Annotated in this window: 12 protein-coding genes; 8 read left to right on the top strand and 4 right to left on the bottom strand. The window is 43.3% G+C overall.

Features of this window, described 5'->3' with window-relative positions; translation table 11 throughout:
* The first annotated feature begins 24 nt into the window (after positions 1 to 24).
* The gene (locus tag B050_RS0102965; protein WP_157492500.1) at positions 25 to 741 is read left to right on the top strand and encodes a hypothetical protein; all 717 of its coding nucleotides are present in this window, start codon (positions 25 to 27) and stop codon (positions 739 to 741) included.
* A 481-nt stretch (positions 742 to 1,222) separates the two neighbouring features.
* Complete coding sequence (locus B050_RS0102960; protein ID WP_018472393.1) at positions 1,223 to 2,056, top strand: hypothetical protein; 834 nt, start codon at positions 1,223 to 1,225, stop codon at positions 2,054 to 2,056.
* Positions 2,057 to 2,115: 59 nt separating this feature from the next.
* Here the strand turns inward: B050_RS0102960 and B050_RS0102955 are convergent, their stop codons facing one another.
* Complete coding sequence (locus B050_RS0102955) at positions 2,116 to 2,589, bottom strand: YcxB family protein (protein WP_018472392.1); 474 nt, start codon at positions 2,587 to 2,589, stop codon at positions 2,116 to 2,118.
* 213 nt (positions 2,590 to 2,802) lie between these two features.
* On the opposite strand from B050_RS0102955, the gene B050_RS0102950 reads away from it, so the two are divergent.
* Complete coding sequence (locus tag B050_RS0102950; protein WP_052308732.1) at positions 2,803 to 3,030, top strand: hypothetical protein; 228 nt, start codon at positions 2,803 to 2,805, stop codon at positions 3,028 to 3,030.
* Here B050_RS0102950 and B050_RS0102945 read toward each other — a convergent pair.
* Positions 3,027 to 3,443: a Fur family transcriptional regulator gene (locus tag B050_RS0102945; RefSeq protein WP_026235579.1), complete on the bottom strand. Its 417-nt coding sequence runs from the start codon at positions 3,441 to 3,443 to the stop codon at positions 3,027 to 3,029. The genes B050_RS0102950 and B050_RS0102945 overlap by 4 nt on opposite strands.
* Before the next feature lie 419 nt (positions 3,444 to 3,862).
* Between B050_RS0102945 and B050_RS0102940 the strand changes: the two genes are divergently transcribed.
* The gene (locus tag B050_RS0102940; protein ID WP_018472389.1) at positions 3,863 to 4,729 is read left to right on the top strand and encodes a mechanosensitive ion channel family protein; all 867 of its coding nucleotides are present in this window, start codon (positions 3,863 to 3,865) and stop codon (positions 4,727 to 4,729) included.
* Positions 4,730 to 4,772: 43 nt separating this feature from the next.
* Here the strand turns inward: B050_RS0102940 and B050_RS23540 are convergent, their stop codons facing one another.
* Positions 4,773 to 4,922: a hypothetical protein gene (locus B050_RS23540; protein ID WP_018472388.1), complete on the bottom strand. Its 150-nt coding sequence runs from the start codon at positions 4,920 to 4,922 to the stop codon at positions 4,773 to 4,775.
* Between the two features lie 264 nt (positions 4,923 to 5,186).
* Positions 5,187 to 7,718: a M14 family zinc carboxypeptidase gene (locus tag B050_RS0102930; RefSeq protein ID WP_026235578.1), complete on the bottom strand. Its 2,532-nt coding sequence runs from the start codon at positions 7,716 to 7,718 to the stop codon at positions 5,187 to 5,189.
* Between the two features lie 132 nt (positions 7,719 to 7,850).
* Here B050_RS0102930 and B050_RS0102925 point away from each other — a divergent pair, with 132 nt between their 5' ends.
* The 4 genes from B050_RS0102925 (at position 7,851) to B050_RS0102900 (ending at position 14,463) form a co-directional block, all read left to right on the top strand.
* Entirely contained in the window at positions 7,851 to 9,356 is a 1,506-nt protein-coding gene (locus B050_RS0102925) for an FAD/NAD(P)-binding protein (RefSeq protein WP_018472386.1), read from the top strand.
* A gap of 773 nt (positions 9,357 to 10,129) precedes the next feature.
* Positions 10,130 to 12,001, top strand: coding sequence for a T9SS type A sorting domain-containing protein (locus B050_RS22815; protein ID WP_018472384.1), 1,872 nt, complete (start codon positions 10,130 to 10,132; stop codon positions 11,999 to 12,001).
* 392 nt (positions 12,002 to 12,393) lie between these two features.
* On the top strand, positions 12,394 to 13,404 hold the full coding sequence (locus B050_RS0102905; RefSeq protein ID WP_018472382.1) for a dipeptide epimerase: 1,011 nt from the start codon (positions 12,394 to 12,396) through the stop codon (positions 13,402 to 13,404).
* Between the two features lie 12 nt (positions 13,405 to 13,416).
* Positions 13,417 to 14,463 carry an aminotransferase class I/II-fold pyridoxal phosphate-dependent enzyme gene (locus B050_RS0102900; RefSeq protein WP_018472381.1) on the top strand — a complete coding sequence of 349 codons (1,047 nt, stop codon included), beginning with the start codon at positions 13,417 to 13,419 and terminating at the stop codon, positions 14,461 to 14,463.
* The last annotated feature ends 953 nt before the right edge of the window (positions 14,464 to 15,416 follow it).

Here is a 15,416-nt window from a genome sequence, read left to right as displayed (position 1 = left end):
ACTCAGAACCTGAAGGAATTTTTGGTGGAAAAAGAGCATTCAGAAATCGAGAAAATCGCCCTCCAGTTGTATCCTATTGGCTTATCCGATATCAGGTACCATGAAATGATTTTGGCTATATTCAGAAATAATATCGATAAAGCCCTAGCCGATTATGATAGGAATGGCGAGGAATATAGCCTGCCCGCCAATCCTTTTAACGGATATATCCAGGATAATCACGATGCGGAGCATGCCAAAAATCAGCCTTATGACCTTCACAAAATGCTAATAAATATGAAGCTTATGAAGGAGAGTATTGCCCAACATAAAGAAGTCTATACTAATAGCTTATTGCTGGGAAATGCTTTTTATAATATTAGCCACTTTGGAAATGCCCGGCTTTATGAGTCGGCCATAATTGGCTATTATTCCTCTCCCTATGGTTATAATCCACACTGGCGAAGATTACTGACGGACTGTTCCCTTGCCGCCTCGTATTATAAACAAGCCTACGAACAGGCTACCAATGAGGAACAAAAAGCGCGGGCAGCTTATATGCTGGCCAAATGCGAACGGAATGAGTATTACTATACTAAATACTACGAAAAATCAGATTCCGAATGGAATCAAATTCAGGATGAAGTGGATTTTCTGGCTTGGGAAGGTTTCCAAATGCTGAAAAATGACTATGCTGACACCGATTTCTACCAAGAGGTGATTCGCGAATGTGGCTATTTCAGAACATGGGTTACAAAATAAAAATCCAATCCGCTGTTGCCCTATGGGTTTCCTGTTTGCAGGGCCCCTTGCCCAATTGTTGCAGGAAATTACTTAGCCTTCGGCTGAAAACAAGTTTACTTACCCACTAGGATAAGAGCTCATTTTTGATGCAAAATAGGTCAAAATCAATAAGTCCCAAGCAGAAATGGCTTCAATGCGAGGCCTTTCTGCTTGGTTTTATATTTCAGACAACTGAGATAAATGCGCCGATATAAATGCGACTATTTTCCTCAAAAAAAACTCATTTTTACAATTATGAAGGTGATTTTCAACCTTCAAAAGTCCATATTCGAGGAGCAATTGTTGCTATTACATTTTTAAACAGACTCTGATGAGGGATTCCTTTTCATTAATATTTAACTTTAAAAATCCTATTTTTCAAATTTAATTGCCTAGTTTTAATATTTACTTATCTAAAATATTACAGAATAAGGGTTCACCTAACATAAATCACCCACACATGCCCAGCCTTACCGAGGATTCACCAAAGTTCAATATCTGCTATGCCACGGCAAATGAGAATCGGCTTTATACAAGGGATGTACAAAATCTCATTCGGATGAGTGAGCGACATCCAGGGGTGGATAAAGCCTATTTATACATTGCTGTGAGCACAGTGAAGAAGGAAGGAGCTGCTGATCGGCTTTTTCGCAAAGCCATCACCCATTTATTTGATGGACATCCACATATTGAGTTGGTAGAGATATTATTTAAAGAAAATACAGGTAGAGATTTTAGCTCGTATGCCCAACTTTTCCGCAAGGTCAACCAAACGGCGGATGCGGAGGATTATACTTTTTTCTTAAACAGAAGTGCTCGTGGCCCTTATTTAGATCATTGGTATGCTGATTTTCTAGAACAGTACAGGAAGTTCCCGAAAGTAGCCATTTGTGGCAGCACAATCAATTGTCAGGACCATCATCATCGCAGCCGCGACCTGCGACCCCATGTGCAGACTTACGCATTCCTCAGTCAGGTCAAACATTTAAGATTGTTTGAAGAGGAATTTCCCGGAGAAACTGAAACGGTAAGATTACAAATCATCCTTAACGGAGAGATCTCTTTAAGTGAATTTTTCACTTCCCGCGGCTATGTAATCACCTCTATGGAATGGCCTAATTTGACGATAGATGCGTGTACACCTCCACCGGCCGAAGGAGACATCAAAAAGGCGGTGGAGCAAAAACATCACTTTTATCACCGGAAGTTTTTCAAACGGAATTATGAGACCACCATCAAGAATCCTATTCTTTCCCCAATGGCACAGTATATAAAGCTTATCATGAAAAAATAAAAAAAGCCGGAAATATCCGGCTTTTATATTTTTGATCGAAAGGGCTGACTGGAGGAAAATTATCCGATCAGGCCTTTTCGTTTTAGGATAGTCTCGACAAATTTCTTTTCGTTCTCCGTATTGAATATTTTGTAAGGGAGGTAGATAAATTGCGCTTTAGACATAATGAGCAAGAAGGCATCCTTATGGACTTCCACTTTCTTGATCATCGGCCAGTTGATCGGCATACCTTGCTTGGCATTTAGCTTCATTAGGATCTGTCGGCTGTCTATTTCATAGGACATTTTATCAAACATCACTTTATTCTGTTCCATCTGGCTGACGCCGGCAAATTGGATTACCCAAAACAGGAGATATAATACATAGGCCAAAACTGCCATGCTGATCCACCACCAAGAGGGAATCCAGAAGTACCCACAGGCAATGGCCAGGGCAATTAGGATCACCCACCACTGCTGTTTCAGCACATTGGTAAGTCCCAGTTTCACATATGTTTTGGTTTCCAGTTTATATTTTTTGGTTTTTACAATCATGATTGTTGGTATTTCGAACGGCAAATATCTAACGATCTGCGGTATTTAACAAGTTAAAGCGCAAATTGCTTACATTTTTTGATGTGCAAGATTGTTCACTTGACAAGTTGGAAGAATTCATGTAAATTAATAAGGTGCGTAAAAGGCCCGATCGCCGCCATCTTGAAAGGAATTCATTTGGGCCCTTATTTGTGGCCCATAAACCTAAAGATTATGATAAGTTTCCAGCTAATTGATATGGTGTTTTTTGGATTGGCGTATGTCATGCTGGTGTATCTGGTGATGATCATGATCAAAAGTCCAAAAAGGCCGCGCCGCAATAACGGAGAAGGTGATGGAGGCGTGGAAGATGCGAAGCCACCGCAGATCGATCTCCCGCCGGGGGTGGTATGGCATTCTGATCATCAGCCCAAAAAAACCAAAACACCCCTAAAAGTTTAGCTACACTTGCTACATATCCCTTGCACGAGGAGGCTTTTTTCCTTCACCACATAGCCAGCTGGCAGCGATAATGCAGGCAGGGCAATTTCTGCAATGCATTGGGTTTCCCCACAAACGTCACATTTGAAATGTACATGCTCATGGTCATGATGGTCTTCAAGCACATCATGGTGACAGAGGGCATATTTGGTAACTCCGGTATCATCCAATACCTTATGGATAAGGTCACTGTCCAGGAAGGTCTTCAAGGTCCTGTAAATGGTCACCCGATCAAAGTTTTCCTTCAATTCCTCCTCCAAATCAGAATGGGACAAGGCTATATTCTTGTCTAAGAAAGTCTCCAGCACATCACGACGGCAGCTGGTAACACGTAATTGGTGGTTTTTTAGTATTTGGGCTGTTGTCGCAGACATGGGTTTTGAGTTTAATTTTGTATGAACAGTCATCAAATATACAAAACACTATAATAACCCAAATCATTCCTTTCAAAAGCTCTTCACTTATCCCTGAGGAGGATTTCCGAATTTCTGGATGAGGAGTAGCCTTGTTTTAGAATTCCGAAAAAATGCGTTTTACCACCTAATATTAATTTATCAGTCCCAATAAAAGCTAGATCATCCCTCAATAAAATCCTTCATTTCATAGGGGGAACTAAAAAAAACATAGTCAAAAGGAGAAAAAATACATTTATCTACTTACGATAAAAACATATTTTACCGTAATTGCACTAAAATGAAAAAGGAATCATTTTATGCCAGTTGCATGGCAAACCATTTGCGACTTAGGTAAAAAGTAAATATTTTAAGTTTTTAACACAATAATTGATTGATTTATGGAAAAGATTAATGGTGAAACTTTACAATCCATGTATGACCAAGGCGTGGAGCTTTTATGGGATATTGTTCCAAGTCTTATTTATGCAATTCTTATCTACATAGTAGGTAAAATCATTATTAGCAAATTGGTATCGACCTTAAAAAAGGTCATTGCCAGAAGAAATTCTGATCCATCGTTGATCAACTTTTTAGTCTCTTTAGTAAGTGCTTTACTCTATATATTATTATTCCTTACCATAGCCTATGTTATCGGTATAGATGTCACCTCCTTTGTAGCCATCTTAGGTGCTGCAGGTTTGGCAGTAGGTTTGGCCTTGCAAGGATCCCTTTCCAACTTCGCTGGTGGGGTATTGATTTTATTATTCAAGCCATTCCGTGTAGGTGATGTGATCACTGGCCAAGGCCATACGGGTGTGGTGGAGTCTATTGACATCCTTTATACCAAAATGCACTCTTTCGATAATAAGGACATCATCATTCCTAATGGTGCACTGGCCAATTCGGATATCATAAATATGTCGCATAAGCCTACCAGAAGAGCCGACTTTAATGTAGGTGTAGCTTATGGTACAGATTTGAAAAAAACCAGACAAATCATCCTTGATATATTCGCAAATGACGAGCGCGTTCATCAGGATCCAGCTCCAGTAGTATTCTTCAATAGCTTTGGAGATAGCTCTTTGGACCTTGTGATCCGTGTGTGGACCGATGCGGCTAACTTATGGCCAGTATATTTCGATAATATGGAGCGAATGAAAGAGGCTTTTGAAGCCAATGATATTGAAATCCCTTTCCCGCAGAGAGACGTGAATCACTTCTACCCTGAAGGAGCTCCTAAAGGAGAAAATGGTGGTGAAGCCTAAGGCTTAGCTAAGGAGAATAACAAAAAAAAGGATGGCTTTTCAGTCATCCTTTTTTTTTGTTATTACTCGCACAACCTATATTCTTGGTGAGGTCCACATCATCGGGAATTCCCCCAAAACCCTCTTCCAAATCCCATTCCTCTGCCACTTCGGGTTTCTTTTCTGATTTCTTTTCCTTTTTCTTTTTCGCCATAGTCTTTTAGGTTTAAGTCATACACTCCCACAGCACCCATTGATCAATGCTTAAGTAAAGCCCTATCTGTACGCCTGTAAAGGGGTTTATCGCAAGGCGAATGCCATTTATTCTTGAAGCCATATAATTTCCAATTTATATCCTTAAGAATAATATACCTCAGAGCACCACCGCTCAGTCATTGATAGAACGCCCACTTATTATTATTGGACATTAATTTTCCACTTTTTTAACGGCGTAAAAAGGGCTTCTTTAGGCTAGCCCTCATTCATCCGCCATAAAAATAGCATTTGCCATGATCAGCTTGCCATTTTCCCAAAATGCTCGGAAGATCGGATTGTCCACCATATATATGATCCTACCGCGGCCATGTCCTTCCACCCCAAAGACCATAGACTCGGAAGTATTGGGCAAGGCATTATATCCTACAAAGCCCGAGCGAAGCTGATCTTCTGCCTGGATTATCCCTGCATTGATGCCATTTTTGAGATAAGCATAATGATCGGGTCGATTTTTTAGCGAATAGTATTTTCCTCCAAGGCCAAACCCAAGCGAGAAGGTACTGTCCATATCCACCTCAAACACCGCTCCGGTGATCTGATCAGAAATAGAGATTCTTTCACGCATCTGGTAGGGGGCGATCAGTCGACTAGTATCCGGAGCCTTTGGTGAACTGATCATGCCATTGCTCATATCTTCCACGAGGGAGGTGGATAAGTCAAAACCTTCTTTATCCACAAATAAATTCAGAGCACCCTCCATTGCGATTAGCTTTCCCCCCTGCTTCACCCAATCTGTCAAATGCGACAGCTCCATGTCCGTCCACTTATAGCCTCCATTAGGCAGGATAAGTACCTGATAGTTGCTAAGGTCAAGCGCAGACATTTTTGACGCTTCCAGCACGGAAAGCGGATATTCCAGATCCTGCTCCATAAAATACCACACCTCTCCAAAGCCTAAGGAAGAAACCCCCTCACCGCTGAAGACTCCAATAGTTGGCTTGGTAATGACACTTACTGAGGAAGAGCCAAAATCCTTACCTATATCCATCATTCCTGTACTCACATGGCCCAGGGCTATTTGATGTTGGTTGGCAAGGCTGGTGACCGTCCCATGAAAATCGGCTACCGACTCATTTCCTCCACGACTGAGGATGAGGCTCCCCGCGGGGTAATGCTGCCCATTCACCTCAAACGGATATACCGACTTCTTGGCACGGACGCCCTTCTGAAGTAGGTCTCCGAGGAAAGTCGCATGGCTGATATGCTCCCAGGGAGCGATATAAGCAAGGGTCTTTTCATTGGCTTTATTATCTATAAAATCCACTGATGCATAGTCTTGGGTTCCTTCGACCTTGCTCTCCAGAGCATAGGCCTCCAGTCCATAGGCATAGGGCAGTGACCAGCTGGTAATGTCATAGGTCAGGCTATCTTGTAATGCAGGCTCGGGCTCAAATAGCACCTGCGTCAATACCGATTTGGGCTGCCAGGCATTGATGATGAGGTCCTCTTTGTCCAGCTGAAAAGCCTCTTGCTGACCTGACATATACTCAAAGCCCTGTAGCTTGGCGGTCTTGCCACTCTTCTGATAGCGAATTTTATTTTTATCCAATAGCTCTAATAAGGCCTGAATTTTTGCCGGAGATTGATCTCCCTTGATCACAAAACTCTTATACTGCGACTTGGGATCGCGAGCATTTTCGGTGAAATATCGTTCAAATTCCTCCAAAAGCTTATCCTTATGTACCGCAGACATCTCTATGGCCGAGAGGGCCGTCGTATGATGGTGGTCTATGCGATCCTCCAGGCTCAAGGTGTCCCCGGTATCGGTATAGACGCCAATGCCCGCAGCACCACTTCCACCCTGCTCGATGGTCATGCCTATCGCCCCATTAAACATCGGATAGGTATCTCCATAGCTCGGGTACAGCAAGTCAAAAACTTCCTTAGTGAAATAAAACCAATTATTATCATCAAAATATCCTGCGGTATTCCTGCCAAAAGTCTCCTGAAACTCCAGCTGATACTCACTCAGCTGCTCATGGAGAGGCGCAGCAGCAGGAGCAAAATAATAGGGGCTATTGATGCCTTGCTCATGAAAATCCAAATGAATATTAGGCATCCATTCCTGATAGAGTGACATGCGCTGCTCTGATTCCTGCTGTGCCTGCCAGGCCCAATCCCGGTTCAGATCAAACAAATAATGATTGGCCCTTCCACCAGGCCAAGGTTCCTGATGCTCTATGGACTGTAGATCCGGCTGCAATATCAGGTTCATCTTCTGATTATACCACTGTGCATAGCGATCCCTACCGTCGGGATTGACACAGGGGTCGAGGACCACAAGCGTTTGCTTTAGCCATTCCTTGGACTTCGTCTGCGCAGAATCCACCAGTGACCATAAGGTCTTCATGGTGGCCTCCGAAGATACTGCCTCATTGCCATGTACATTATAACTAAGCCAGGTAATCGGTATATTAGTAGCTGGACGCTGGCCATCTGCCAGTAGGCCAGTTCGGCGAAGATTATCTTTACGGATTTCCTCCATCTGATCCATATTCTGCTGGGCAGAGACCATCACCACCAAGAGAGGCCTATACTCATAGGTTTGGCCATAATATTGGAGGTGAACGTTGCTATTTTGGGCGGCAACATGCTCAAAATACGCAACGATGCGGTGATGAGGCGTAAACCGAGATCCTAATTCATAGCCCAAAAAAGCCTCAGGGCTTTTGGTTTGAGCCATACTAAACGTAACCAGCAAATTCGCACAGACCGCTAAAAGGATGTTTTTCATAAACTTTAAAACAATATTTGGGTGAACCTAAGTAGATGGTACAAATTAAGACCTTTCCATAAGCAGTACAAGATCATAGTTAGTTTTTAGGTAATTATTCCAGCAATAGCCTGATATTTATAGCAAATAAATATGAAAAATATAAGCATCATAGGCGGAGGAGCCAATGGAGTATCTGCATTCATTGAGTTTTTTATCCAGCTAAGCACCGCAGGACTGGAAAAAGAGGTCTCAATCAGGATCATCGAAAAAGATGAACGGCTGGGCTATGGCCTTGCCTTTGGTACGCCACAGCCGGGTCATATCCTCAATACTCAAGCGGAATTAATGGGCATATATGCCCATGAACCGGCCCATTTTTCAAAATGGCTGAAAAAACATCCAGACGCCAGAGAAATAAAAGGGGACGAAAAGACGGATAAAGCCTATACCACCAGGAGGTATTATGGAGAATACATCGCCTGCCAGGCGAAGAAATATCTAAAACTGGCAAAGGATAAGCAGCTGCACGTCGATCTCGTGCACCAAAATATAGTGGATCTACAGCATGATCCCTCCGGCTATACGCTCCTTGCTGAGGACGGCAGCTCTTATCACAGTGACTATGTGATCCTGGCCCTAGGCACCCCAAAACCTAATAACTACAAGGAATACCTCGCATATGACCACTATTTAGATTTTCCATGGCCTGCCACCAGGATAAAAGAAAAAATTAAAAGCACCGATAAGGTGGGTATTTTGGGCAGTAGCCTGAGTGCTATTGATAGCATCATGACTCTGTTGGATGAAGGCCATGTAGGTGAAATTCACCTGTTTTCACCCGATGGCTTATTGCCAAGAGTCCAGCCCATTCATAATAAAGGTCATGAACGCAAACTGCTCACCCTAGAAAACCTCCATCGGCAGAAGCGTAAAAACCTCGAAAATCCTCGCGTAAAATCATTAATCCGCCTCTTCAGAAAAGAGGTGGAACGCTTCACTGGTAAGCCCCTCGACTGGAAAGAAACGGGACAGAGAACGGAAAGCTGCCTAGCCCTTCTCCGCTGGGACATCGACTGCGCACAGATGGGAGGAGATGGCCTGCTCAATGTCGCTGACTCCTTACGATATGATGCTTCCACCATCTGGAGCTGGATGGATACCGACCAAAAAATTCTCTTCAAAAAGTGGGTAGGAAGATATTGGGCGATCAATCGCCATCCTATGCCGCTGCATAATGCAAAAAAACTCCTCCACCTACTCACCACGGGCCAACTAAAAGTCCACGCCATGAAAAGTTCCGATAGTATTCAGGCTATGGACAAGGTCTTTACCTTAGAAACGAGCGAGGAGGAAATTATACCTGTGGATAAGCTCATCAATGCCACTGGAAGCTCATCCGATTTGGACCAGATGGATGGGCAACTCATTGACAACTTGCTCAGAAAACAATATATCCAACCCTATTTGGTGGGTGGAGCCGTGATCAGCGAACGCACCATGCAGCTCATTGCTCCGGAAGGAGGCGATAATATCTATGCTGTAGGGCACCTCGCCAATGGAATTTTGATGGATGTCAATGCCGTATGGTACAATGTCCAAACCATAAGCATCTTGGTGAAAGATGTCCTTTTTAGACTAAAAAATAAAGGAAACTAAAGCACAGCCAATTATATCCATCCTCATCAATGGACTTTTAATCAGGGATAATAGACAGAATTACCTTCCTCATTACTGGCTTTAGGTTGAATGGAAAAGGGCTTAAAATATATTTTTGATGCCTATTACCAGTCAGACAGTTTTGAATGCCAATCGATGGTCAATGGGCTATTCGCTTTTATTCAGATCCAATTCACCTCCCTATCAGGGGCTTGGGAGGTGAATTAATACGTATTTTGGCTGTTTACCGCCAATTTGATCGGTTCTGAAGAAAATATTTATCGCAGACTAGTATTAGGCTAACTTTCTATCTATCTGAAGATGAAGCTCTATAGGGGATAATATAAAACCCAACCTAAAATTATAGGAACACATTCAGAACCATTGCAATTTCAAAACCCATCTATTGAAACTCTTAAATGGTTTAAATTAATACTTTATTAATTATTTCTATAAAGTTTAAAATTAGTCATCTCTACTATTTATTATCTGCTGATTGTTTGCATTTTATGGACAATTTACTATTTTTAATGAGTATTATTTTACCAGTAATACACGTTCATACCATTATTTTAGGTTAATATCATCATTGGTTACCATCAGCTTAAATTACACCCTAAGTTAGACATCGCTTTAATTGGCCATAATAAAAGAGTGGCAACTTTTAGCTTCAGCATATTAGTTGATTTGCTTGATACTCAATGAGAAAAACTCAGTTCTATCTAGCCTCATATTTTAATTGACCACAAATGAACTATTGTTTTAATAGTAAAATGAATTCTATACTTAAAAATAATTATCCACCATTATTTTTGAAGGGGCTATGGGTCATAGTTTTTCTGAGTTTAATAGGCTGGTATAGCGGCGAGGCCTTAGCCCAGCGTGGGCCTGGAGGAGTGGGTAATAATGATGGGCTGAGCTCATTGATCATGTGGTACCGAGTGGATAATGGCATTTCCACCACTGCGGGATTGGTAAATTCATGGCAGAATAGTGCAGGGATTGTCGCCCATAACCTGCTAGCCTCGGGGGTCAATCGCCCATTGCTGGTGGACAATGTCGTCAACACTTTTGGAGAAGTACGTTTTGATGGCAATGATTTCCTTCAAATCACAGGAGCGCTTACCACCGCCAATTTTGTCACTGACCAAGCCTCCACATTCCTCGTCACCTCAAGGAACTCCAATTCGGCAACCAAAATATACGGCACCTCGCCGCTGGAGACAGAGCGATTTTCGGCTCACTTACCATGGACCGATGGCACCATTTATTATGACTTCGGAGGCTGCTGCACTGCCACCACCCGTATCCAAGTAGGCGGACAAGCCAATTTAAACCTATATTCTATTTGGTCATATGATGCGAGAGCTGCGGAGGGAAAACAACTGTATAGAAATGGAACCCAACTGCAAAATCGCGCAGGCATAAATAATTATACTGGGCATAGTACCCAATCCTTTAGGGTGGGGGTAGAACTCAGAGGACAGATCACAGAGTTGATCATCTTCAAGGAGCGCCTCAATCAAGCGGAAACCATCATCATCTGGAATTATCTTAATGCTAAGTATAAAATCAGTTTAACTCAGGATAACCTTTATGATGAGGATGATGATGCCAATGGAAATTACGATTATGATGTGGCTGGCATCGGTCGCATAGATGCCTCAAACTTACATGACAATTCGATCGGCACGGGGCATGTTCAGATTTTTAACCCCAGCAACCTCACCAATGGGGAGTTTATGCTTTGGGGCCATGATAATCAGGAGATGATTGCCACGGAGACCATCGATGTGCCTGCTGGTGTAGAGGCGAGATTTCACCGAATCTGGGCCATTAGTGAAGTAAACCGATCCCTGACTCCCGTGAATGTCGGCTTCGTAGATATAGCTTTTGATTTGAATGACCTTATGCCTGTCACCGCTTCTGATTTGGTTTTATTGGTAAATAACACCGGGAGCAGCTTCGCTGGCGCCACGGTGGTCACGGGGGCCGCAGATCTCGGAGGAGGTATGTTTGGCTTTGATCAGGTGGACAAGCTTCAGGATGGAACCTACTTTACCCTAGGCACCATCAACAGGGTGGAAACTCCCCTACCGATCGAATGGCTGGACTTCACCGCTAAGCCTACTGGTCAAAATTCAGTCTTGATCAAATGGAAAACGGCCACAGAAAAAGACAATAGTCATTTCAACCTTCTTCGGTCTGTCGATGGTAAAGATTGGGGGAAAATAGCTGAAATAGAAGGTCAGGGAGACAGCGATGAGGTCCGCTCTTACCAGTATATAGATTCCTCCGCTCCTGTGGGTCTGAATTATTATCGCTTACAGCAGGTGGACATCAATGGGGATACGTCCTTCTCCACTGTCCTCCGGGTGCAGCTTCATGAGGAGGATCAAGGCAGCCTCTGGAAAGTTTTTCCTAATCCCAGCAATGGGCTGGTGATGATAGAAACTAATTTTGATCTGATGGAAGAGCAAATAGCATCTATCAAAGTCTATAATACCTTGGGTCATGAAATGACGCATCAGATACAGCTGCATCAGATCGATCCAAGGCAATTAAAATTTGATCTTTCCGGACTTCCGCAAGGGTTGTATTACCTGCATCTTCCGGACAAAACCATCAAGCTCTTCCGCCAATAATGGCAGCTGATACTTCAGGCATGGATGCGAGAGTGAAATCTCCCTCCCTGAAATCAGTGATTTTGGGCCTATTGGCTAGGGATGGGCACGGGAAAAGGGAAAATCCTTTTTTTTATTCCTTCAAAAATATAATCTTCATGCAAGCAAAACCCGTGGGCCATAAATTATCTATGGAGCATTTTTTGTGAGAATCAATAAGATAGAAGGATCGAAATTCTCTTAATCGATGCGCACTCTAGGGACAGGGTATACAGCTATCCCGCTGACTGATAATGCATCAGAAATAGGGAGTATAAATCACCTATATTAGCAGTAAATAAATATTGCCCCGGGGCAAAAATAATTACGTACATTAAGGACGATATCAGCTATAAACCCCATTACATATGCCGATGAAATTAGAAATAATAATTAAGCAACTTCCGTTAAAACATACTTTTACCATCGCCCATCAAAGTCGCGATGTGCAAGAAACGCTGATCGTAAAGCTTAGCGAGGGCTCCCTTATCGGTCTTGGTGAGTCCACCACCAATCCATTTTATGGCATGACGGTGGCGAATATGACGGCAGCCTTGGAAGAAGCCCGGCCTATCGTGGAGGATGGATCATGGGAGTCTCCCGAAGAACTTTGGGAAAAGTGCAGGGATATTTTTGCGAGCAATCCCTTTGCGCAATGTGCGCTAGATATCGCCGCCTGGGATCTCTTTACCAAAAAGAAAGGGCAAAAACTCTATCATTACTTAGGACTAAATCCCTCCACCATTCCCACCACCAATTTCACCATTGGCATCGCCAGCATAGAGAAGATGGTGGCAAAGATGAAGGAGCTGGACTGGCCTATCTATAAGATCAAGCTGGGAACCGAGCATGATATGGAGATCATCCGCGAGCTGCGCAAGCATACTGAGGCGGTCTTTCGTATCGATGCCAACTGTGCCTGGACGGCGGAGCAGGCCATTCGATATTCTGAAGAGCTGAAGCTTCTCAAGGTAGAATTTATGGAGCAGCCTCTAGGCAAGGATGATCTGGAGGGCATGAAGGAAGTCTATGCACACAGCCAGCTACCAGTGATAGCGGACGAAAGCTGCATCATCGAAAGTGACGTGAAGAAATGCCACGGGCTATTCCATGGGATCAACGTAAAGCTCGTCAAAGCCGGAGGCATCAGCCCGGGCTTAAGGATGCTTCATGAGGCCAAAAGTCTCGGCATGAAAACGATGGTCGGCTGCATGACCGAAAGCTCTGTGGGTATCACCGCTATTGCGCATATCGCCCCACTGCTGGACTATGTGGATATGGATGGCGCCATGTTATTGTCTCAGGACATCGCCACAGGGGTAAGGATAAGTCCGCAATTGGTGGAATTTCCAGCAGGCCCGGGAATCGGTGCACAGCTTATATAATCTAAAAAGGGCATGGAAAACTATCCTATTCACGGAAAAATAGACCGCAGATTGTCGCTGGACCATGGCGATTACCTCTATTTCAGTGGCACGGCCTATCTGGGAATGGGAAGCTTGCCAGAATTCGAAAAGCTCATCATTCAAGGGATCCAAAAATATGGCCCAAATCATGGTGCCAGCCGCTTCTCCAATGTGCAACTACAGGTATATGAGGAGCTAGAGCGGCATTTTGCAGCGGAGGCGGGGGCCTCAGAAGCGGCATTACTCAGCAGTGGTTACCTTGCCGCTAGTCTGGCCATGAGGATGGTCCGCCGGCTCGCAGATGAGCTTTGGGTGGCGCCAGATGCCCATCCCGCCATCTTGCCTCTGAAGAAGGAAACCGTTCCTTATGATACATTTGAGAATTATATCGAGTTTTGTATCCGTCGGAGTCAGCAGGTGGAAGGGCAAACAATAGGGATTATCTCCAATGCGGTGGATACTATCCTGCCTTCCATACATACCTTTGACTGGATAAATCAGCTTTCCCCCCATAATGATTATTATTTACTGATCGATGACAGCCACGCTTTTGGGCTCTTGGGTAGGGGAATCTATGGAACCTATTCACAGTGGAAAAACCTGCCTGCTGAAGTGGTGGTGGCGGGGTCTCTGGGAAAGGCCTTGGCTATTCCTGCAGGAATAATCCTCTCCAAGCATCATTTTATAGACAAAATAAAGAAAAGCTCCCTCTTCAGAGGAGCCTCTCCGCCGCTTCCTGGCTATTGTGAGGCGTTTATGAGCGCAGAACATCTGTACCAACGGCAGCTTGGAAAACTCAAGGATAACCTGACCTATTTCCTGCAAAAGCTCCCCAAAAAAGATCATATTCGCTATGATCCAACTTTCCCCGTGATCACCTTCAAAAAATCAGGATGGGCAGAAAAACTAGCTCAAAAAGGGATTTTGATCTCCTCATTTGCCTACCCACATCCCCAGGATCCTGTCACAGACCGGATTATCATCTCCGCCTATCATCATAAGGCAGACCTAGACAAATTAATCGCGGCAATGCATTAATGGGATAGAACCGTATGAATTTAATTGCAGAGCCAAAGCACTATGCGACCCCCTTTGCGGTCGGATTAGCCTTTACTTTTATTCTTTTTCTATAAACATAAGACCTCTTCGAGGTCTGCCTAGAACCATCGCTGAGCCATATAATTATTAGAATAATGGTATCCTCCTCTTTTATTGAGATATATCCATAGAACTCTAGCCATTTGTTGATCCCAACGAGAACGCATATTTATAGGAATAGGAAAGCAAATAACTATGCGACCCCTTTGCGGTCGGATTAGCCTTTACTTTTATTTATTTGCTATAAACATAAGACCTCTTCGAGGGCTGTCCTGAGGCATCGCTGAGCCATATAATTATTAGAATAATGGTAGACTCCTCTTTTATTGAGGTGTACTCATAGAGCTTTAGCCACTTTTTTGATCCCAAAGGGATCATATGTTTTTAGAAACAGTTAGCCAAAGCACTATGCGACCCCCTTGGGGTCGGATTGGTCTTAACTTATAATTATTTGCTATAAACATAAGACCTCTTCGAGGTCTGCCCAGAACCATCGCTGAGCCATATAATTATTAGAATAATGGTAGACTCCTCTTTTATTGAGGTGTACTCATAGAGCTTTAGCCACTTTTTGATCCCAACGGGATCATATGTTTATAGAAATAGCATCACAAAAAAAAATACACGACCCCGACGGGGTCGAATTAGGCTTTACTTTTATTCTTTTTCTATAAACATAAGACTTCTTCGAGGGCTGTCCAGAACCATCGCTGAGCCATATAATTATTAGAATAATGGTATCCTCCTCTTATATTGAGGTGTACTCATAGAGCTTTCGCCACTTTTTTGATCCCAAAGGGATCATATGTTTATAGAAATTGGAAAGCAAAAAAATACACGACCCCGACGGGGTCGAATTAGGCTTTACTTTTATTCTTTTTCTATAAACATAA

Source organism: Echinicola pacifica DSM 19836, assembly GCF_000373245.1.
In the GTDB taxonomy this organism is placed as follows: domain Bacteria; phylum Bacteroidota; class Bacteroidia; order Cytophagales; family Cyclobacteriaceae; genus Echinicola; species Echinicola pacifica.
Note: the sequence above shows the minus strand (reverse complement) of the source record. Positions and strands in the feature narration are given on the sequence as shown.

Coding starts and splice junctions, on each gene's coding strand:
- B050_RS0102960 (WP_018472393.1), top strand. CDS start 1,223: ATGCCCAGCCTTACCGAGGATTCACCAAAGTTCAATATCTGCTATGCC.
- B050_RS0102955 (WP_018472392.1), bottom strand. CDS start 2,589: ATGATTGTAAAAACCAAAAAATATAAACTGGAAACCAAAACATATGTG.
- B050_RS0102950 (WP_052308732.1), top strand. CDS start 2,803: ATGATAAGTTTCCAGCTAATTGATATGGTGTTTTTTGGATTGGCGTAT.
- B050_RS0102945 (WP_026235579.1), bottom strand. CDS start 3,443: ATGTCTGCGACAACAGCCCAAATACTAAAAAACCACCAATTACGTGTT.
- B050_RS0102940 (WP_018472389.1), top strand. CDS start 3,863: ATGGAAAAGATTAATGGTGAAACTTTACAATCCATGTATGACCAAGGC.
- B050_RS23540 (WP_018472388.1), bottom strand. CDS start 4,922: ATGGCGAAAAAGAAAAAGGAAAAGAAATCAGAAAAGAAACCCGAAGTG.
- B050_RS0102930 (WP_026235578.1), bottom strand. CDS start 7,718: ATGAAAAACATCCTTTTAGCGGTCTGTGCGAATTTGCTGGTTACGTTT.
- B050_RS0102925 (WP_018472386.1), top strand. CDS start 7,851: ATGAAAAATATAAGCATCATAGGCGGAGGAGCCAATGGAGTATCTGCA.
- B050_RS22815 (WP_018472384.1), top strand. CDS start 10,130: ATGAATTCTATACTTAAAAATAATTATCCACCATTATTTTTGAAGGGG.
- B050_RS0102905 (WP_018472382.1), top strand. CDS start 12,394: ATGAAATTAGAAATAATAATTAAGCAACTTCCGTTAAAACATACTTTT.
- B050_RS0102900 (WP_018472381.1), top strand. CDS start 13,417: ATGGAAAACTATCCTATTCACGGAAAAATAGACCGCAGATTGTCGCTG.